Consider the following 20,467-nt stretch of genomic DNA (forward strand, 5'->3'; position numbering starts at 1 on the left):
CTGTGGTGGGATACTCCAAGCAGCTCACCGACCTCCGTGTAGGCGCGTTGCAGTGAGCAAGACTCCAGGCGGACCATTTCGATGATCTGATGGACCGCCTTCTCCTTGAACTCGACGGAATACTTTCTAGGCATAGTGCCAATCCTTCCTTAGCAGAGGTAGGAACTAAACCCAGGACGCTTCAGTTTGGTGCTTCATCAACGATGAGTTTCCCCGCCCGGGGTAGCCCTTTGTTTAGTACACCCCAATGCTTGTGATTCATGCTTCATCTACACGTAGACCGCACCACCAAGCCTCATCGCGATGAGCTGTTAGAAGTCGACCACAAGGGACAACAAAGGACGGCACCTCCCAAAGCGATATTGACATGACTCAACCGAATTGTGGCGTTGCCAACATCCTCTATAAAAGAAAACCCCTGCAGTACCGGGTACACGGAGCACCCCTGCAGTACCGGGTACACGGAGCAACAGTACCAACTGCACCGAATCGTCATTTAGGCCAAAAATCGTTACCCTGTTGGATTTAGCCCCCTAGGTCCCCAAAGCAACTCGACGATTAGAGCTAAAATAGACTAAAAACCTCATGTGCCGCCCTGACCGAACTGGAAAAGGTCATGGCAACCAACACCCGCTACCCGATCGTCCTAGAAGTCGAACTGCGCACCGAGCTGAAAGCTTCCAAACGACACTGCTACACAGGGTTTATCCTCCCTCAAACAAGGGTTTTCAAGAGCGCAAATCCTGCTCTCCGAAAAAGATAGAAAGCTCATCGCTGAGTCGCCACCAGCCTTCACGAAGTTCCTCGAACGCTCGGTCAAACGCGTCCACTAAGTGTACAGGCTCGGTAATTGCACTTATATCTGAGATAAGCGGAACCGGCTGTTTCTCCCCATGCCGCCAGCGAATACGAATCCCGTCAAAGTGGCCGGCAAAGATATCTCCCTCTGGCTCAGCGCTATTATCGACGCCACTGATCCTGTGCACCATCAGCTGGGCTCCATCTGGGAGAAGAGACGGTGAGAAGATATATTTACCTGCTAACCAAGCACCCCTTGTTTCGCCCATAGAGAACGAATCATGCACCCGCATCGAGTTAGTATCCTGAGCCCGGTTAGGAAACTGGCGAATAGGTTGCCGCTTGAAAAGCAGCGCCGGTTTCTGGGACTCCGCCAACATCAATGCGAGTGGTTGCCCTTTAGGTGAAATAGGCAGCTCATCGATGTCGATGACACACACCGTTTGAGCACTGCTTGAAAAAGCCCTTCTACAATGCTCCCACGATATGTGCTGTCCGAAATCGGAGTCCCAAACGCTATTTGGTCCACCGGTTGCGCCGTAGGGGGTATCCCACTTCACGACGATGTGATTCTTAATGCCCGGCACCCTCGAAATAACCTGGTCAACCAATTCGGCATTGTAAAGCGAACTAGAATTGTCGTAGACGATTAATGTGTCTACGCCGTTAATTTGTGAGTTAAAGTACGCCCAGTAGGCAATCCACTCGAGCCGATTATCTTGCTGCTGTGTCACGAGAATATTTGCCCCTTCGAGACATAAAGGCACGATCGAATCCACATTTAGCTTCCATAGCCCTAGAGGCCCCTCGATCTTGAGATGCCCATTGTCGTGATCTACTGGGAAGGATGCTCTCGACATCCGGTTGAAGTTCTCAAACAGAACGTCCTCCGTCACGTCAGACCAATTCCAATGAAAACTAGAAGCTCTCAGTTCCGCCTCTAGGTTAAGGAATGGTGGCCCGATCATCCAGACCCGACCATCCTGAATAAACACATCTGAAAAGAGCGTATGAAAATCGAAACGGTTAAGGTAGTCGGCCTGACGGTCCTTCGGATCCCTCGGTGGCACTCGCTTAAAGTTACCGTCTTTAGCCAACGCCACTCGTGTCGGAACGTAAATCATCGATATGAACTCCGTTATTTCGACGCCTTCTAGGAAAGGCTTTCAACTCTTGTCGAGCCAAGGAGATCCACGAGCCGATTTCCTATTTCCCAGAATTATCGATGCCCGTCACAACCATGGCCCTAATCAAAGGATACACTGACCGCTTCCTCGATCCTGGTTCTGGGCTTCCTCGAAAAATGTTGCGAGTCGAGGACCAGGCTTCCTGAGCGAAAGGAGCAAGGTCAAGGCTCACGGTCTTAGGGTTATCGTTCCCAAGCTCCCTGACATCATGGAGAATCACTAACCTCAATATCCAGTCAAATCTCGATCTAGAACTTAGAGTAGCGAAAAATTAACTGCAGCTGCCTTTGACAGGCTTATTGGCATCCAACAGGCCTGTGCATCGTTTCTAGGCTCGATATCACCAAGCGTTGGGGGTTGCTTTAAATGCACTGCAGCGCAGCGAACATTTTATTGTCCACGATCGACTGAGAATTTCCAAGCTTCACAACAGATCGCGCTACCGCGACCGCGTCATCGTACGCATCTGCTGCAGAGAGAGCCTTTAAGTCGTCTCGTACATTGGTAGGCGTGAACCGGAAGATACCGTGATCACCGAGGTTACTCCAGATCCCGGCACGCAAATTCTTTCCGATTTGAATCCCGACTGTTGCACGCGCGCCCGTGCCCAAGCACAATGATCCTGAAGCCAGCGCTCGCATTCCCGCCATTCCCGCAGTAACCGTAAGGTAGGCGCGATTCATCATCTTCGGAACTTCATCCGGTTCGACCCAGCCGTGCATGACATGCGAAACGTTTCGCACCGAGTGGGATAGCCGCCGATACCGTTGGTCGAAATGATCACGGAGCGGCCCATCGCCACAAACGTCGATAACCCATCTAATGTCTGGATAGAGTTCTGTGAGCACGCGTACTGCTTCCTCGACCGAATCGATTTGCGGTACTTTATCTTTCGAGAGTCTAGACGCAGTCACAATGTGACCGATGCCATCCTTGAGCTTGTCATCATGGCTGATTAGCGGTAACTCGAAGACTTCATCAGGCGCTGCGTTTGGAAGGCTCGTGACCTTCCAGGGTGCAACCCGGCCAAACGCCTGCACAAAATGTACGAGCGATGGACTCGCAGCCACAAAGGCATCCACTTGATCCGACCATTCATACATATAGTCGTGATAAGCACCGTGTACCATTACGACGTGTTCCTTTTTCGCAATGGAATTAGCTGCTAGGCCAAATTGTCTCCCAGCTGGGGCATGCGAAAAGATCAAGTCAAAGTCGCCCTTTTCCCCCATTTCGTGTGCGATTGGTTTCCAGTCACGCCGCCAATTCACTACACGGAAAGACGCTCCGGTTGCTTCAGCACGCTCTTTGAAGACAACGCCACTTCCGACAAAGGTCACCTCGTGACCGTTCTTTATCAGCGCCGATGCCGCATCCACGGTCCATTCGTGCACGCCGCCCCACTCTGCAACGGTACGGACCGGCATAAGAATCTTACGCTTCGCCATAATTCAGCAACCTTTCCATTGCGCTTTTCTCAACAATTCGAAGGCCAACACCGACTGAGGCACAGAGTTCGACCAACTCAGCACAAGTCGCTCGAGACAGTCCACCAATATTCTCGACAACGAGCATCGACGACTTCCAATCCCCAGCGAGCAGGAGACCAATGGACACCAAAAGCGTTGTTTCGTTACGCCCCGCTTGTACAGCGAATATCTTGTGATTGGCGGCGAATTCGACTCGATCTAGAGTAAACAGTTTCCCCGACCAACGAACGCTATCTAAGCATTGGACGAGCACATTCCGCCCCTTTCCTTCAGGCTGTAACGGAAATGCTCTATCACGGTAGTCTGCAAGGACCAGCTGTGTATGGTTCTGTGCATCAACCTCGCCTAATGGGTCTACCGTCAAGTGCGGCGACCTCTCTCCGCGTTGGCTTCGCAGCGTCCGATCCAGCTGCATTGTGGCACGCGGTGAATTGATAAGACCGTGTGTCTCATCAATGTCAAAGAGAAGCAAACCCGCCGTGAGCGCTTTTAGTGGATCAACATCAACGAGAGTGAGGTCCATGTGAAACTCTCGCGGAAACCTCAATACGTCAGTCTTTTCGTCGCTTACCTGTTGCAACGAAAACTTGCCGCTATCCCTATTCTCAAACGAAAAATGCACGGTCCTAAGCACCCGCCAATCCTGAATCATCTATCGACTCTTGAATCAAGGCGTCTTCTATCTCCTTGCCGATTTCAGCAAAAATAGTCGCTGGTTCTTCGTTCATGAGAAACACTCCGTCTGCGGCCTTCTGAACAGCCAACGTGTTCAATGTTTGGATCGCCTCACGCGCAGAATCGAAGCCGGCAAGATACATGCCCATCAAGACGCCAAATTCGCCGGTAGCAACAACGCGTCTGAGTACCGAGGGTCCACATACCCGTAGGTGGTCCTCACACGCTGAGTTCTCCCCGTGCGAGGAAACGACGACGTAGTGTAGGGGACCAAATTCCTCAGAGAGCTGCTTTGCTGCGTATCGTAAGCGCTCGAGGAGCAAGCCCTCGACGCGCTGTTCGACTTCTAATTCGACCGACTTTTCGTCAATGAAGCCGACACCACCTTTACTCTGTTTTGTCGGATGAACAGTGCCGCGAACTTCAAAATCAGTAACCCCTGCTTCACGAAGCGCTACCAAGTCAACCTGACGCACGTCTTTGATCTTGCCCTCTTCAGAAAGAAGCTTCCCACTGATGAGATCTCGGTCTGTCACAATGGAGGTAACACGCTCTGGCATGTCCGCCGCTCGCGACTTGGTCACCGAATTGCCGCGAAAAACCAACTCTCTCCGAACTAAATGATCAGGCAAGTAGCCCGAGAATTCTCGTGCTAACGAACCGGAACCTCTAACTGCCGGATACGGCGAGGCCGACCCTTCTGCAGCCATCTTCTGGAGTGCGGATTCTGAAGTAAGAAATCGATTCGCCAGCTTTGAGAGCGTGTGCCCAGCCTTTTGATTATCTGTGTCTTGCGAAGTGATCTGTAGATCATGTACACGCCGTAGATACATGAATTCCTGGACATGGTGCCACCGAACACCCGCATTTGCCAGGCGAGCAGCCAGCTCATGATCGACAGACGATGTTAACCGCTCGTCATACATGAATTGTTTTACTAGACGTGTCGGAACAGTCCAAGTGCTATGTCCAGGTCCAGAACCGTTGAACGCAATAAGATTCTCATTGAAACCTACTCGAGTGAGGAAACCTTTGAGTTCGCCGGTTTTATCATCAAAGTTAATCCAGCTCCCATATGTGGCATCAATTTCATCGCTTAACGGTTTGATCCCATTCAGCAAGCGGTCCGGAAGCATGAGGTCATCATCATCGTGCACGGCGGTGAGTAGGCAAGATGAGTGTCGTGCTGCTGTATTTCGCGCAGCCGCAACACCTTTACTTTCAGTATGCGCATAGAACCGAATTCGGGGGTCCCGCAAGTTTTCAACCAGCTCCCGCGCTTCCTCCTGGTTCTGGGATCCATCATCAACCACAACAATTTCAAATTCTTGAAAGCTCTGATATCGGACCGAATTAATGCTTTCAATCAACATTTCGCCACGATCTTTTGTGGCGATAGCTACGGAAACTAGCGGTTCTCGGAGACTTGGGGCAACGGACCAAGATTCCAGGTTCCTATACAAAGTACGATTCGTAACTGCAGCTTCTTTGAATTCCGTCCCGATTGTTTGCTCCACGCCGAATTCTTGATTTGGGATGAGCGCAGAAGGTCCCGTCCGAATTACTTCGACGTCCAAGCCAGCGCGACGTTGCCGCAACAAGAAGTCAAAGCCAAGCGCCCCGGAGATTGATTCATCTTCATCGTAGCCACGCATCTCGAGAAAATGTTTTTTAGAAACCAACAACGCCATACCCAGGGTCTCGTCCGGAACCGGAAGTGCCATTGCCTGCTCGTCCACATCAGCGTCGGCGGTAACACGATCGGAAATCTTCCGCTTAAGCTGCTTGACTAAGCGTGCGCTCGAGAATTCGAACCAATCGCTCGACGCCCCGGCAAAGGTCAGCCAATACGGCTGTTCAAGGAGCAGCAGCGTTTCGGATTTCGCCGACGCCGCTGCTTGGTTCAGCAGCTGGGCATCGTTATCGTCAGCATCACCAACGGCGACGGAAAAGAAGTCGTCGGAAAGCGACGAAACTGCCTCGCATTCGGATCCATTTCGCTCAGAGATTACAATTCGGCACTCGGATACATATTGAATCTCACGGAAATGGTCGATATACGACTGCCACAAGCCTTCGTCAGCCGGAAGAGACTTTAAAACAACCGATACAGTCACTTCGCCCCAATCCTTCCCGTCCAAATAAAGTTATTACCGCTGTCCTTCGCAACAACGAAAAGCTTATTCTGCACCTCATCTGCCTCGTAACCATCTCGCCGCTTCCAGGGTTGCACTTCCACGTGAACGGTCTTGGCCGGTGTACGAAGTCGGACCGGTTTCACAATATCGTTGCCGACTCCCACGCTTGAGGAAAGGAGGTATCGAAAGTAGGCGCCCAGCTTATCGGAGTAGCTGGCATCCAAATCGCTTTCATTCAGCGGATTTCCCGCACGATCAAAGAACCGGAAGGTAGCCACAAAATCCCGAAATTCAAACGATGTGACCTCGCCAAGCACAAGGCGAAATTCAGTAAAATCACTCGGAAAAGAGATGCTCTGTAAATGTCCTGACAATATATTGATATCCCTCTACGCGGCTTCTTCGGTCACTTTGCACAAACTGCTCGAATTCAATAACTTTGCGGATATTCTATAACATAATCCAGGCTCTCGGCTATGCATACCGCATATCAAACAGAGCCTCCGAGCTGTACCCCCACAGGGAAGCAATAGTTGCCGCCGGACTGCCCAAAGCACACGCTGCCGTCGGCCGACACGCTGGCGGCACAACAGAGTGTTACTACATCCGGGTCTTCCAACATTGCATCAAAGTGTCGGATACAAGCGCCGAAGACTGAAAAGGAGCGTCCACATGACGTCTAGAAAGATCAAATCGATAAGTTTCCACCATTATTCATCGGTGCAACAATTCCGTGAATCCTGGACCCCGGAAATCGTTGGACCAATTCGCATCGACGATGATTTACCGATCCTATTGAACTGGGAAAACAAGAACTCAGAACACACAATCATATGTTTTAGTGCCGCATCTCAGAAGATCCGCGAGTTACCATTTTGGTCAGGGCGTAAACTGGTAGCAGAACTCGACGCCAATGTGATTCTGGTATCCGACCCATCACTGTCGCTCGATCAAACTCTCAACTTAGCTTGGTACGCAGGAAGCCAGAAGCAGCCACACCTAATAGCAACGCTGTCTCGCATTTTAAAAACGATGATTCGTGATACAACGCCAGTCTTTTTCGGGGCATCCGCCGGTGGCTGGGCAGCTTTGACTTACGCAGCAGAGTTTGAAAACTCCATCGCAGTCCCAGTGAACCCGCAAATTGATATCTCTCGCTATCTTTACTTCCCGTACTACACGAGGAAAGCCTGGGGGACGGAACCGGATTCCGCCGAGCTTCCTTTTGAAGGCAACGTGGCCAACCGCTACTCGGATGAGAGCGTCCCAACCGTTATTTACCTCCAGAATAAGGGTGACACCCACCATTACGAGGAGCATTTCCTGCTGTTTCAACAGAAGCACGGCAACCCAGAACGTCTGATTGCTTTAACGCCCGAGTTAGGGGATGGCCATATTGCTCCAAGTCGAAACTCCCTCCGAAGAATATTGGAACTAGCAACCGATTCCTTGGGCCTCACTGAACTTACTTCTTCGCTCAGAGAAGTTCACATTGCTTCGAGTGGCGTCGATAAAGAAGCAAAGGCCGATGACTTGATGAGAAGCGGTAGCAACCTCGATGAGCGGTACCCCATTCTCTCGAAACAATCTTTTAGCGTCCCGGATAACACTGAATTATTAACTATAGAGATAAAGGCCACCTCCCCGCTCGCCCCCAAGTCGCTGCTGTTTGAAGTCAAGTTCGACGGGAGTACCAGCTCACCGACCACCGCGAAGCGACTAGGACTTAGCTGGTCACGCGCATTCGGCTCCCCATTTCAGTATTCTCCGGCTGTCGAAGCGGGCCAGTGGGTCGACGGCAAGACAATCAAAGTCCCGGCAGATGCAAGATCGATTGTGTTGACGATACGCAAGTGGAACACGGCTCCAATGCGATCCTCGACGGAATTCTCCACACGGCTCTCGTTTCACACCCCAGCTACAAGCGGTACAATCACCGCCACGTAGTGAAATTGTTATATTTATGCGCGCTACCTCCGCCACATCCGTGCATCGACGAATCGCAGGGCACGAGCGACGCAGGAACTATCGTCTCACCGCTCGATCACACCACCAGCCGCGCAGAGGTGCTTACCAGTGCCAAACCGTTCATCCCCGCCAATGAATCGGCCAAATTCAAGGGCGCACCGCCGATGTGGGCGGCCAGCTTGTCAACAAGCAACTGCTTGTTGACATTCAAAACAACTCCCTCCCGTCCAACGGCGATAATACGCCGGCTTTCAGGTTCCAGACCTTGGATAGGCAGAGTTCAACATAATTAGCCCCTTATTCTTGTCCTGTGCTTCCGGCTCATCTCGCCTCATGGTTTATGGTTGAAAGCAAGTCCTTAGCTCTCGAAACTATAGGTAGGAACATCTTGAACCCGTTTGCCAGAAATACAGCGCGATACGGCTCACCTGAGTTTGTTTACTCATCCCTCGAGGATTTTCAAAACAGGGAGATCCCCGATGGAGTCCACTCTATCGCTTACGGTGATGGCCACCTCGATGTTTTGACGGAGGACCGCGGAGCAGAAGCATCACTCATTTTCTTTCACGGAGCCGTTCCCTGGCGCAAGACTACGCTGCCAGTATTCAGCGGTAAAAGCGTGACAGACGGTCTAGAGGCGAACTTGATTTTGGTATCCGACCCGTCTCTCGAGCTGACACTCAACCTCGCTTGGTTTGTAGGAGACCACGAGCGGCGACTTCAACAGGATCTTCCGGCCGTTTTGAACCATATTTTGGCGTCCTTTTCGAATCACAAACACGTCATCACCTACGGCGGATCGGGCGGCGGTTTTGCATCGCTCTTCTACTCGACCTTTCTGAACAACGCGATTGCCATTGCTGCAAATCCGCAAACCAGCATTGCTAACTACCACCAGCAAGCTGTAGACCGATTTGTCAAAGCGACGTGGCCCGGCCGAAGCATCGAGGACATTGATGCGGTTACTGATGTTTCAACGCTTTACTGCAGACCAGTCGACAACCCAGTCATTTATGTACAAGCGCTCGGCGATGACCATATTGAACTCCACATGAAGCCCTTCTTGGACGCGATAGCGGCAGAGAACAGGCATGGCGTTCGTTTTCTTTGGAACGGCAAAGGCCACATTCCGCCTTCTAAAGGCAGCATCAATAAGATGCTCAAGGACGTTGTCGCATGCAGTGGTAACTGGAGTGATACGAGCGATCGTCTGTCGCTCATAAACGGGATTGTCACCCCAGACATCCTCGCCATGCAGCGTCAGTATTTAGCAGGGTTGGTCTAAGGCATTCCTCAAAGTGGCCTAGTATTAAGGAAGTAGGCCACTTTGGAGACTAGTTACTGCACGGTTAGCGCGAAGTCCCAACGCTTGGAAACATCTTGCCCACCACGCAGAACGCTTTCCAGCCTGATTTTCCACAGCGCCGGCTTGAATTGCTGGATGATCTCAAATTCCCCGCTCTCCTGATCTGCTACCACGGTTGCCAGCTCGGTGTACGTCCCCGACCTGCCTGTGGCGCTTAGGGTAACTTTTGCTCCCGGATTAGCTGCGCCTTTGAATCGGACATTCCCACGCCGCACTTTCGCTGGCGGAACATTTGGATAGACAAGGTATAAAAATGGCACGCTCGGATCGAAGATTCCCGAGTTCGTCTTAACTATCCCCTTTTTTAGTTTGCCAATCCGCTGATCTAATTCACGGATCTGATTTACTTCCGGCATGGTGCGGCGCCAGGTTAGACCGAGTGTTTGCTTCGCGCCACGTTGAAGGTCGGACCAACGCTCGAGCTCGGCAGTATCAATCCCGAATCGTTGTCGTATGTCTTCGTCTGCCACGCGCCAGGACTCGATTTTCTTGAGACGATCCTCATATGACCCGTCGCCCTGTTTGTGGAATGTATACAGGAAATACCGGCCGCGTCCAGTGATTGCTTGAGATTGAAAACCGACTTTCTCCGCATTCGACAACGCCTTGGTGTGGTTGTTCCAAAGGACCCTGCCCACCTCTTTAGTCGTGCCGTAGTAGTAGGTATTACAGGTGTTCGCTCGGTATGTCCATTCCCCGATGAGCTGCTCTGGACCGTTAAACGCATATCCTTCACTCAGGGAAATAACGGCTGCTCGCCCCCTGTCGGCAATCGCGTTCTCGACTACCTCGAACGCGTCATTGGAAATCGCGTCGTCATCATCTATTCGGATCACGATCACTCGATCAACGTCACCGGCTACAGAGCGTATGCAGTTCAACCCAGTTCGATTAGCTTCAACAGAGGTTCTAACGAACTGGAGACGGATATCGTTCTGCCCTCGGACCTCTTGAATCGCCTGACGCAGCTGACCGAGCGCTTCGATGGGCATGTTTTCGTCCAGTAACAAGAACCATGTAAAAGACCGCCCCTTAGCAGCGGCGAGCATACTGGGAAGAGTAACTGCTCGAAAAAGAGCAAGACGGGGTTCCCACCATTCCATGTCAAAAATTCCGATGCCGCATTTAGTTAGGGCTACTGCAGGGATGGGTGTTGACATACATTCCTCCGTGTGCGCGTCTTAGTCTAAGGCTGATTGCAGAATTGGTAAGTGTTTTTGGACTAGCTCAGATGGCGTGAGACACGACGGCGGAGCCTCATTGCCAGCGCTTCTGGCTCCGGTTTCTGCACAACCCAGCTGGCTTCTCCAGCATGGTCGCCTTCGACGAGTTCGACCCACGCTCGATCCATCAGTTTTTTGTAATCCTGGTTTGTTGTCACAGCCGGGCCGTAAATCTCGGCAATTTCCTCAATGAGCCGGTACGATTCTGCACGTTGCGCTGGCTCGACTCTCTCAAGTTTCTTGATGTACCAAAGATCGAGGAACTTTATAAAACGGCCTGTGGAGTAGTGTTCATGCAATCCAATCTCCTTAAGCCAAGCCGAACGTGCGGTCTCAAGCGGGAGGTACTTCCGGTAAAAATTCGGTGAGATTGAGTTGACCGTCGAGTTAGCAACCTCGGCGTAGTAGATGTGTACAGGCGTTGGGTCCAGCGCTATTTCCCGCGCGTAGTACAGCATCTGCTGGAAAAAATAGGAGTCCTGCCCCACTGCTCCTACAGGCTGGGTCAATTGGAGGCCAGCCAACCACTCGCGGTTCGCAACCAGCGCCTGAATACTCATCGGCTGGTAGTTCATCTGGCGCAAAAGCTCCGCGTTCCTTCCACGGAGATCGAACTTGTTCTCCGTTACAGGCTCAACATCTAGGGCTTTCAGAGCTTTCTTCAAAGCCCACGAGTTATTCACAAGGCTGCGCTTCCCCTTGTACCTGACCATGTTGCCTAGAGCGAAGTCAGGAGTCTCAGCCTCCATTATGTCCAGCAACATTTCGTAAGCATCATTTGTTTGCTCATTATCTGGATCCAAGTACGTGATATACGTCGTGTCGGCCAGTTCTAGCCCCTTGTTGCGTGGCCGGGAGGCGCTACCAGAGCCACCCTCGGGGAAGCGATATACCTGAACATTCTCGAAAATCTGATCGAGCAGGTTAAGGGAATGTATTGTCTTGAGGTCAGATGAGCCATCGTCTATCAATAGGATCTTCGACCTGGAGAACACCGAACTCCGTAATAGCGACTGGAAGCACTTGTGCACAAGGTGACGGCCATTATTATATACGGGGACAATGACAGAGAGATCCGGCGTTCTCTCGGTTCTATACTGGGCAACCCCAGAAGATGCACTTGTTCTAACCCGAATCTTGGTCTCCAGTCGTGTGGAGTCGAACGTTTCTCCTTGACCAAGCCACACCGCATGCACGGAAGACTTCACATCGACTGATTCAATCTCGTAAGCGCACGTCGGCGCATCAAACGCGACAAGTTCAACAGCATCCACTTCGCAGTAGCGGAACGGAACGACGATATCAGCAAGCAAATCCGGAGACTCAAAGTCAAATTTGTCTGCAAAGACTACAAGGTCGCCCTCATGCGACCCTTCGACGCTCGATACGTCTTCAGGTTTGAGCCAGACCAGCTCGGCTAAGTCGATTTTGGTCTTCGCGAAATCCTCGAAGCGTTCCTGGCTCTCTGTAACAACGTAAACTTTGTGGGTCGGCTGCTCAACGTCGAAGCCCGCCGTCTCTAGCAAGGTATCGATTCGGTCGAATGCGGTATCAGACAGAAAAACATCCCTGATTCCCTCCGCCCGGCTAAAACGTATGTAGTCGTCACTAATATTATCGACAAATTGGCGCGCATCTGTATCCGAGTCAATCATTGTGACATACGGATATAGGGAGTTTACTCCGTTGCTATAGTTTGAGAGTACTACCGTCCCCATTGCCAATAATTCGACGATTCGGTTGGCAAACATGGTCGAACTATCAGTAACCGAATTCAAATTGATAGCAAGCGGTAAGAGTTTCTGCAGGCGCAGCACTTGATCATGCGAGAGCGGCTTCCTAATGCTCTCTATGAAGCGATCAGGATACTGGTACTTAGTAAGGTCCTCAAAATCTTCGTCTCGGAGATTCAAGTTGCGGTCGAAGATTGTCAGGCGCGATCCAGATGCCTCAATCCCATCAAAGATGTTGGTTGCCGCACGCAAACGTTCCTTATATTTGTGCGCGAGCCACGAACCTGCGAACACCAGCTCCCGGCTGGTATTCCGCTCACACCCCAGAGGATTGTGCTTTCGGTAGTTTACCGCAAAGCGGAGAGATTGGATCGGGACATCATCGCCGACTCGCGCTCTATAACGCGGAATGACCTCTTCCGCGGATGTAAAAATGAAATCAGCAGTGTCAGCCAAATGGACAAACTTGTTAAAGTTTGGCGGATCCTCCTTCGAGTAGAAAGCAACAGGTATTGAGAGCTCACGGGCTAACGGTTCAATCTCATTCTCATAGAGTTTCCTGGCTTCTGAATTTCGGTTACCAAATCCGAGCCATTCACCGTTGAGTCCTCGCCAAGCAGACACAACCAGCAGAAGGTCGCACCCCGGCAGCACCTCACGAAAGTTTTCTGGCGTCAGAGGACGGAAATCCGCGGCAACTTCAATCGAATCGAAAAAGAAATCGTCTGCGATGATTCCAATTTTGACGTCACGCGGTCTATCCCACCGTTGACTTACGGGTGTTGGAAGCTGATCGGCTTCCTCGAGTAAGGCGCGGATACGAGGGGCATCCTCTTCGTCGAAGACTTCCGCGCGCTCCCGGTACTCGTCATAAGAAAAAGCTGGCTCAAGAAAATCGTTCTCTCCACGCAGCGCTGCTCGATGCACCCTCGACCCCATATAGTCGATAAGCTTCTGCGTGTTTTGGATGCTCTCCTGTGCCTTGGCACTAAGGGCATCAAGCCTCTTAAGTTGTTTTTTAATCGCACTGCGTTTCATCTGAACTCCCCAATCAATCTATTTGCTTGCCCAATACATTCGCTTCAGGCGCAATATGGGTGCGGGAACATCAGTACCCCGCAGACTTGCCGGAAGTAGGCAGCCGAGGCGTAGCCTGTGCAAGAGCTTGCCACCTCCAGGCTTGAACTTGAGCACCCTCGTTTTAAGAGAGGCGTCCGATCTAGCGGCTTCAAGCTCCGATTTCAGTCGGGCAATCTCTTTGTCCCTCTTCTGGATTCCTGCCATCAGCTTGCGGTCGCGCTCTATCTCCGCAATGAGCCGATGGTTGACAGCGATAACCTCTTCCGCGAGGCGCTCCGCTTGCAGAATGGCTCGGTCGAGTAACAGATCGTCGCCGGAGCTCGATTTCAAGATACGGTCCACCTCGTGACCCTTTCAGACTTTGTGTAGGGGTGACTGACAATGGCAATTAATTAACGATGATACTAAGAACTAGTGGCGGTATGGTACCCCACCCTTCGTCGGGTTAATGCCCTGAAAGGGGACGCGATTTCTCCGTCTAATTCGGGAGTACCTTCCACAATCTGTAAACTGTACCTGCAAAACCCAAGTACAGGACATTGGTGAAACGAATCAGAGGTCAACTTTGGAAAGCGACATCCTCCCCGTAAAGCCTATCGACGACTCGGGATTACAGGCCCTTCGTGCTAGGCCGACGTTCCGTCGTTACCTCGCACAACTCTGGCAGCGCCGTCACTTCATCTGGGCTGACGCACGCCGTAGGGCTTTCTCTCGCGGCCGCGATATGTACCTCGGCCGAGCGTGGATCATCTTGCAGCCCCTTCTGGATTGTTTGGTGTATGTCCTAATTTTCGGAGTAGTTCTCAAGCTCTCTCGAAATATTGACTACTTCATCGGCTACTTGGTTTTGGGTGTCATCTTCTACGGTTTTATGAACCGTGGCATCTCCAATGGCTCGGGCCTCATTCAATCATCTAAGGGAATGATCGCATCCTTCTCGTTCCCTGCGGCTTCGATTCCGATTTCTATTACGCTGCGCCAGCTGCTTGACAACATTCCAGCTGCCCTCGTTGGACTGCTGATTGCGATGGGATTCCACCAGATTGTTCCAGCTATTTCGATCATCGCGGTTATCCCTCTCTATTTGATGATTCATCTTTTCTCACTTGGTTTAATGCTCGTAACCGCTCGAATTACGGCATTTATCCCAGATATGAAAGCAATCGTCTCAACATTTTTGCGAGCATTGTTTTTTGTTTCCGGTGTGTTCTTCGATATCCATCGTTTCGATTCGAACGAAAATTTGCAGGCCATTATGCTTGCAAACCCCGTCTTTCAGTTTCTTACCGCAGTCCGCGAGGCCACGATTTACCAGCATTTTCCGCCGCTAGACAGGTGGCTGTACCTGGTGGCGTGGGCTGCCGGGACTCTTGTTCTCGGCATTGTATTCTTTTGGCGCGCGGAGGATAGGTACATCAATGTCAAGTAAACCGACGATTGTTTCTCGCGAAATCTCAAAAACCTACAGTTTGACAAGCTCCGGGTCGAGCTTGGGGCTGTCCCTGCCTAACCGCAGGACCCTTATTCATGCCCTAAAGCCTGCAAGTTTTGTTGCATACCAAGGCCAGTCCATCGGAATCATCGGAAAAAACGGTTCCGGTAAGTCCACCCTCATGCGTCTGCTGGCAGGCAGTGAAAGCCCTACAGCTGGCGCAGTTTACGCCTCAACAACCCCTACCCTGCTGGGGGTATCCGCTGCGTTGCAGTCATCACTGTCTGGGCGCCAGAATATCCAACTCGGATTGCTTGCGTCGGGAATGCACCCAGATGAAGCCAGTCGCCTTGAGCAACCAGTTATTGACTGGGCAGAACTCAATGACTCTATCGATAGGCCGCTACGTACATATTCATCCGGCATGGCAGCGCGTCTAAAGTTCGCGATCTCTACAGCCTCACCTGCGGAAATACTGCTCATTGATGAGGCGCTTTCTACAGGTGACGCAACGTTTAAAGCCAAGGCCAATAAGCGAATGGAAGATTTTCTCAATAACTCCGGAACCGTCATGCTTGTTTCGCATGGCGTTAAAAGCATCAGAGAGAACTGTGAACGGTCCATTTGGTTACACGAAGGCGAAATAATCGCGGATGGCGAAACCGGTGAAGTCAGTCGGGCGTACGTCAAATGGACCAACAGGGCCGTTAACGGTAAGCCCGAAGAAGCAGAGGCCATCATTCGCGAAGCCCGAGAGTCTTATCAGCGTCCAAACATAGTTTTTCAGAGCGAGATTACCAATTGAATTGAGTCCTAAACTTCCACGTTCAGAGGCCCGCTGCCGGTGGAAACGACCTTGCTGTTGGCCAACAGTTCAAGCTCATCAGCTTCCCAGGTATGCTCGCTTTTAGCGAACCGCATTTGCACAAAGTTGAACCGATCAGATGAATAGATTTGCATTCCGTTTTTCGTGACGTCGTATAAAAACGAGGAATCCTCGCCCCTATTCTTGTCGGGAAAACGCACTTTCTCTGTTACTTCGCGTCTCCAAACAAGCGTGGGTCCAGCTACAAAGTCCGTGAAGCAGTGTTCGTCTCGAGGATTACGCAGCGCGAAGAGATCCTTGCCTTCGATGTATATATACGAAGCTTTCTTTCCGACTACATCTGCCCCGGAATACATCAAAGCATCGATCTGGTCACGCAGGTAGAATTCACCATAAAAATCATCATCATCAAACTTCGCGATGTATTTGGCAGATGCCTGATCTACCAAGAAGTTCAAATTCTCACCAAGTGTGCTCTCCGCCGAGTGGCGATACACGTGCAGCGCCACTTCCGACGGGAGAATCCCTTCCATCTTCTCCGGACCCACATCGATCCCATGAAGCAGGATGTGGCACTCCACATTCACGTTTCTCTGTTTCGCTACCTGTTGGAGGAGGTGCTCAATCTGATCTGGACGATTAGTGGATGCCACCACCGAGACCGTCGGCACAGCCTCAACCATGCCTCCAGAACCGACGCCGGTCAGCTCGACTATTCGCTGCGCTCGGTGGGTATAAGTGTGTTCTTTCCAGATTTGACGCTGAGCTCGATGCGCTATTCGATCAGTCAGCTCGGGCGACCTTGCCAGTACTTCCAGCAATTTGCCACCGCGGGTTCCTTCTGGAAGTAGAATCACCTCATCTTCCCTAAAGAAGCTACGAACTGCTCTTCCTTCAGTTGACACCACCACCGCTCCGCACGCGGCGGCCTCGAAAATACGACGAGAACACATCGTAGGGCTGAAGGGAACAGTATTTACATTGAGGACAACTTTGAAGTTCTTGTAGGCCGTGACCATGCGATCGTAAGGCAAGAACCCCTTCTCATATTTACGATACTGGCTCGGAAAGCTGTATTTCGAGTCCTCATGGCCGAATCGCGAGTATATAGTTAGGCCGTCGTCGAGTCGTGTACTAGCCTGCTCGGCTGCATTAAGGATTCGCTCGGTTTGGGCTTTCCTTGAAGGAAACTTTTCAGTAAAATACGTTCCACCGAAAACGAAGTCTCTCCCCCTAACGTGCCCGCTTTCAACAATCGGGTTGTGTATTGCAGGCTGCGCTGCAAAGGGAAGCACTTCAATCGTTCTATTCGGAACGGCTTTCTCGTACTCCGAGATCGAGGCCTCATCCGTGGTAAAAATGTAGTCAAAGAGACGGGCCGAATCAATAAAATCATCGAAGTGTGCAGGATCTTCCTTGTTCCAAAAAACCGCTGGGATCCCATTCTTTTGCGCACACTCCACGAGAGTTCGAAGTTCGGCTGAAGGAGCGCTCGGGCCGACAATGTGCCCATTCCACGCTCCACCAGATCCACGCCACGCAGACTCAACTAAAAGGAGATCAAATTTAGAATCCCCTTTATGCGACAGGATGCGCTCGAAGTTTCCAGGTGTGACGGGAACTAACTCAAACTCCTGCCCCCAGGCTACTTCGGAAAACTCATCGAGAACCGCAGCTACACGAATATTCTTAAAGGGCTTACCCTGTTGTTTTAGAAGTTGGTAACGAGCAAAACCGTCGTCTGCCGACGCCACTTGCCGCCTTTGTTTACGCAAATACTTCTTGGTCTTTCGATACGCGTGCTTTACGCCTTGTCTGCGAGAGACAGCGATAAACTTCGTTAAATGTCCTTGAATCCTAGAAAAATACATAACTACTATCTTCCTTGAGGCAGCGGCCCGACAATCAGAAACTGACTAATCGGCAGGTCTCAGTTCAGTTCTTCGTAAACACTCTGAAGTCTACGGGCACTCGCTTCCCAAGAACGGGATTCTACAAATCTTCGCATTTCTTCCATGACTTCTGGTTTGTTTTGTTCCCGTGCAGCTCGTAGAATGCCGTCGGCCAAAGCTAGCGGCGATTCGGGCTCTACGAAGCACGCGAAGCCTCCAGTGGCCTCTCTCAACGCTGGAAGATCTGAAGCGACAATCGGTACCCCGACCTGCATGGCTTGCAAGGGCTTAAGCGGCGTGACCCTACGGCAAACGTCATAATCTTTTCGGGGAAGTACGAACACGTCTAAAGCCGCGTACCAATCAATGATAGTTTCAGCCGACTGCTTACCAACGAAAATGACGCGTGCTTCAAGTCCGCGTTCCTTAACTAGCTGCTCGAGCTCCTGGAGCGCGTCTCCATCGCCCACTATTAGAAGATGAAACTCCGGTGGTAAGTGTTCCAAAGCAAGGATCAGGATATCCAGACCTTCATACGCAACAATCGAAGTGACAGTTCCTACGATCACTTGATCTCTTTGGATTCCAAGCCAATCCCGCACACAACCAGAATTGGGTGAGCGCTGGGGTTGACTGACACCGTTTGGAACTACAACAATCCTTTTAGGATCGACTCCGCGTTGCTCTAGCGATCTCGCGGAAACATCGCTCAACGCAATCACCACACTTGCGGATTGCATTGCAGCGTTCTCCTTCTCACGCATTTTCTCTGGAATTTGCATCTGAGTCGAATCGCTCCGAGATTCTAGCGCGGCCCTCACTGACTCGTCGCGTTCGCCTCTAACCTCATACACCCAAGGACGACCGGTTCGATTTGCAACTTGGCTAATAATTGCGGCATTCCGAAAATCGGTCGTCGCGTGAAGAATATCGATGTCTTGATCCTCAACGAAACGCGAAAGCAATTCTACTGTTCGGTCCACCCTCTTTGAACGAGATACTGGCGTAGGTAATGGCAGCAAGTGCAGGTAACGCACTTCACCAAAGAAAGTAAAACTATTACTCACAATTTTGCCAATAGATGCAGGATAGCCCAGGCGCGTCACGGGCATGACTACCGTTTTCGAGTGATCGATTGATTCAAGTAGTGCTTGTGTGCGCAGAGTATAACCACTCGAAGTATGGGGAAGACTGCTATTTACAAAATATAGGATTCGGAGTTGACTCCGTGCGGTTCGGTTGCCCGGGGTAACACGCGTAATGCGGTCGTCGAAGTCTCCAGGAACGATGCCAATCGGCATCCTTGGGCGAACACCGATCTTTTCAAACAAGATCCTCAAATAGGGACGTCGAGCTGCAACTAACCCCGCTTTGTTAAGGAAATCCCTCGGGTTCGAAAGCATCTGTGCCGTCAGTTCGCAAATACTGGCCACTATTGTTCTCACAGACCGCCCCCTATCCAATCTGAATCTACTTGCTCGGATCGCAGACGCCATTGATAACTTCAAGGAACATAGAGGGAGCGACATTCATTCGCTGATTCACTACCCATCTGCGGCCGGAGTCCGTCGTACGAAGGCGACTGCGATCACTAGCGAGTTCAATCCACAGTGCCGCCAACTGTGTGGGATCTCCTGGCTCAACTACATCACCGGCTTTCAGCTTTCTGACTAGCTCTGCAGCCTCACCCTGAACTACAGCCGAAATATGAATTCCTCGCTCCATCAATTCATAGGTCTTTGAGGGGACCGTCCGCTCAAGCGGTTCCCATTCTGTGAGATGCACTAGCGCTGTATCGGCCCAGGTGTAGAAGCGGTCAAGTTTACCAGGAAGCTGTTGATTCACGAATGCTGCGTCTACGCCCAATTGCTCCGCTTGCTGCTTCAAATTCTCCTTGGATGCTCCTGCTCCGACAAAAGTGAGGGACACGTGAACACCTTGCTGTTCTGCGAGCTTTGCGGCCTCTAACGCGTTAAGAAGATTCTGCGCGCGTCCAATTGTTCCGGCATACAGCACCTTTAAGGTTGCATCGCTTTCGTACCCTTTGCTCTGATTCTTCCTCCAGGAGCTTTCTAAGGGAAATACGTTACGAATCACTTCAACTCTTGGACGCCGCCCACGCCTAAGTAAAGAACGTCGACGCTGCAGATTGTCCCGGAGGTTTGCCGAGGTCACCAAAATGGCTGATGAATTCCGGAGCACGATGTTCAGCGATATTTCGGTACCGCGGGAAAGAACCTGTAGTGGACCAAACTGTGCTATCACTTCCCTAGCCGACTTTCTGCCTACTCCGGTATTCCACTGATCAGCTTGACGCAGGAGGTCCGGCCATGCGTCTCGGAGATCAATTATGTACGGCGTTCTGCTCAGCTTGGAAAGGATATAGGTAACGACTGCTGTCGGAATAGCAGGAACCGTTCCAATGATCAGGTCCGGAGCCACATCTTTAACGACTCCTCGGCCTACAAGAATCTGCCCAGCGGCCACTAGCAGTTGCTCAGCCATCTTCGCGGAAATCGAATTGCCTGACTTGGGCCGGAAACTCCGGTAGACAACTTCAGCGTTCCTGCCCTCAATGGCTGGTCTTGAGTCTCGATGCCGTCCCGCGACATCAATCTTCTTTCCACGGCCAGTCCGCGGGGGAGGTGCGATGACAAAG

Annotated in this window: 16 protein-coding genes and 1 pseudogene; 4 read left to right on the forward strand and 13 right to left on the reverse strand. The window is 51.3% G+C overall.

Annotated features, from left to right (window positions below; translation table 11 throughout):
* From M3G14_RS07385 to M3G14_RS07410, 6 genes and pseudogenes are all read right to left on the reverse strand, one after another.
* A pseudogene (locus tag M3G14_RS07385) lies at positions 1–134 on the reverse strand (IS3 family transposase); the annotation flags it as partial.
* A gap of 594 nt (positions 135–728) precedes the next feature.
* On the reverse strand, positions 729–1,922 hold the full coding sequence (locus tag M3G14_RS07390; RefSeq protein WP_259925871.1) for a hypothetical protein: 1,194 nt from the start codon (positions 1,920–1,922) through the stop codon (positions 729–731).
* A 425-nt stretch (positions 1,923–2,347) separates the two neighbouring features.
* Complete coding sequence (locus tag M3G14_RS07395; protein ID WP_259925872.1) at positions 2,348–3,433, reverse strand: glycosyltransferase family 4 protein; 1,086 nt, start codon at positions 3,431–3,433, stop codon at positions 2,348–2,350.
* Entirely contained in the window at positions 3,420–4,127 is a 708-nt protein-coding gene (locus M3G14_RS07400; protein WP_259925873.1) for a hypothetical protein, read from the reverse strand. Before M3G14_RS07400 ends, M3G14_RS07395 begins: the two co-directional genes overlap by 14 nt.
* On the reverse strand, positions 4,102–6,267 hold the full coding sequence (locus M3G14_RS07405; protein ID WP_259925874.1) for a glycosyltransferase family 2 protein: 2,166 nt from the start codon (positions 6,265–6,267) through the stop codon (positions 4,102–4,104). Before M3G14_RS07405 ends, M3G14_RS07400 begins: the two co-directional genes overlap by 26 nt.
* Entirely contained in the window at positions 6,264–6,662 is a 399-nt protein-coding gene (locus M3G14_RS07410) for a hypothetical protein (protein WP_259925875.1), read from the reverse strand. Before M3G14_RS07410 ends, M3G14_RS07405 begins: the two co-directional genes overlap by 4 nt.
* Positions 6,663–6,960: 298 nt before the next feature.
* Here M3G14_RS07410 and M3G14_RS07415 point away from each other — a divergent pair, with 298 nt between their 5' ends.
* Positions 6,961–8,235, forward strand: a complete 1,275-nt coding sequence (locus M3G14_RS07415) for a hypothetical protein (RefSeq protein ID WP_259925877.1) — start codon at positions 6,961–6,963, stop codon at positions 8,233–8,235.
* 97 nt (positions 8,236–8,332) lie between these two features.
* Here M3G14_RS07415 and M3G14_RS07420 read toward each other — a convergent pair whose 3' ends face one another.
* Positions 8,333–8,467, reverse strand: coding sequence for a hypothetical protein (locus tag M3G14_RS07420; protein WP_259925879.1), 135 nt, complete (start codon positions 8,465–8,467; stop codon positions 8,333–8,335).
* Positions 8,468–8,644: 177 nt separating this feature from the next.
* On the opposite strand from M3G14_RS07420, the gene M3G14_RS07425 reads away from it, so the two are divergent.
* Positions 8,645–9,541 (forward strand): hypothetical protein, encoded by an 897-nt coding sequence (locus M3G14_RS07425; protein WP_259925881.1) that lies wholly within the window; start codon positions 8,645–8,647, stop codon positions 9,539–9,541.
* A 53-nt stretch (positions 9,542–9,594) separates the two neighbouring features.
* Here the strand turns inward: M3G14_RS07425 and M3G14_RS07430 are convergent, their stop codons facing one another.
* The 3 genes from M3G14_RS07430 to M3G14_RS07440 form a co-directional block, all read right to left on the reverse strand.
* A complete protein-coding gene (locus M3G14_RS07430) occupies positions 9,595–10,782 on the reverse strand; it encodes a glycosyltransferase (protein WP_311201357.1) in 1,188 nt (395 codons plus the stop codon).
* Positions 10,783–10,844: 62 nt separating this feature from the next.
* Positions 10,845–13,616: a glycosyltransferase family 2 protein gene (locus M3G14_RS07435; RefSeq protein WP_259925883.1), complete on the reverse strand. Its 2,772-nt coding sequence runs from the start codon at positions 13,614–13,616 to the stop codon at positions 10,845–10,847.
* Positions 13,617–13,634: 18 nt separating this feature from the next.
* The gene (locus M3G14_RS07440) at positions 13,635–14,000 is read right to left on the reverse strand and encodes a hypothetical protein (RefSeq protein WP_259925884.1); all 366 of its coding nucleotides are present in this window, start codon (positions 13,998–14,000) and stop codon (positions 13,635–13,637) included.
* Positions 14,001–14,223: 223 nt separating this feature from the next.
* On the opposite strand from M3G14_RS07440, the gene M3G14_RS07445 reads away from it, so the two are divergent.
* Both M3G14_RS07445 and M3G14_RS07450 read left to right on the forward strand, forming a co-directional pair.
* Positions 14,224–15,087 (forward strand): ABC transporter permease, encoded by an 864-nt coding sequence (locus M3G14_RS07445; RefSeq protein ID WP_259925885.1) that lies wholly within the window; start codon positions 14,224–14,226, stop codon positions 15,085–15,087.
* Positions 15,077–15,895, forward strand: a complete 819-nt coding sequence (locus tag M3G14_RS07450) for an ABC transporter ATP-binding protein (RefSeq protein ID WP_259925886.1) — start codon at positions 15,077–15,079, stop codon at positions 15,893–15,895. Before M3G14_RS07445 ends, M3G14_RS07450 begins: the two co-directional genes overlap by 11 nt.
* Positions 15,896–15,903: 8 nt before the next feature.
* Here M3G14_RS07450 and M3G14_RS07455 read toward each other — a convergent pair whose 3' ends face one another.
* From M3G14_RS07455 to M3G14_RS07465, 3 genes are all read right to left on the reverse strand, one after another.
* On the reverse strand, positions 15,904–17,670 hold the full coding sequence (locus M3G14_RS07455; RefSeq protein ID WP_259925887.1) for a glycosyltransferase: 1,767 nt from the start codon (positions 17,668–17,670) through the stop codon (positions 15,904–15,906).
* A gap of 176 nt (positions 17,671–17,846) precedes the next feature.
* Positions 17,847–19,139, reverse strand: coding sequence for a glycosyltransferase family 4 protein (locus M3G14_RS07460; RefSeq protein ID WP_259925888.1), 1,293 nt, complete (start codon positions 19,137–19,139; stop codon positions 17,847–17,849).
* A gap of 139 nt (positions 19,140–19,278) precedes the next feature.
* Positions 19,279–20,313 carry a glycosyltransferase gene (locus M3G14_RS07465; protein ID WP_259925889.1) on the reverse strand — a complete coding sequence of 345 codons (1,035 nt, stop codon included), beginning with the start codon at positions 20,311–20,313 and terminating at the stop codon, positions 19,279–19,281.
* Positions 20,314–20,467: the final 154 nt, after the last annotated feature.

The organism is Corynebacterium sp. p3-SID1056, assembly GCF_025152525.1.
GTDB lineage: Bacteria > Actinomycetota > Actinomycetes > Mycobacteriales > Mycobacteriaceae > Corynebacterium.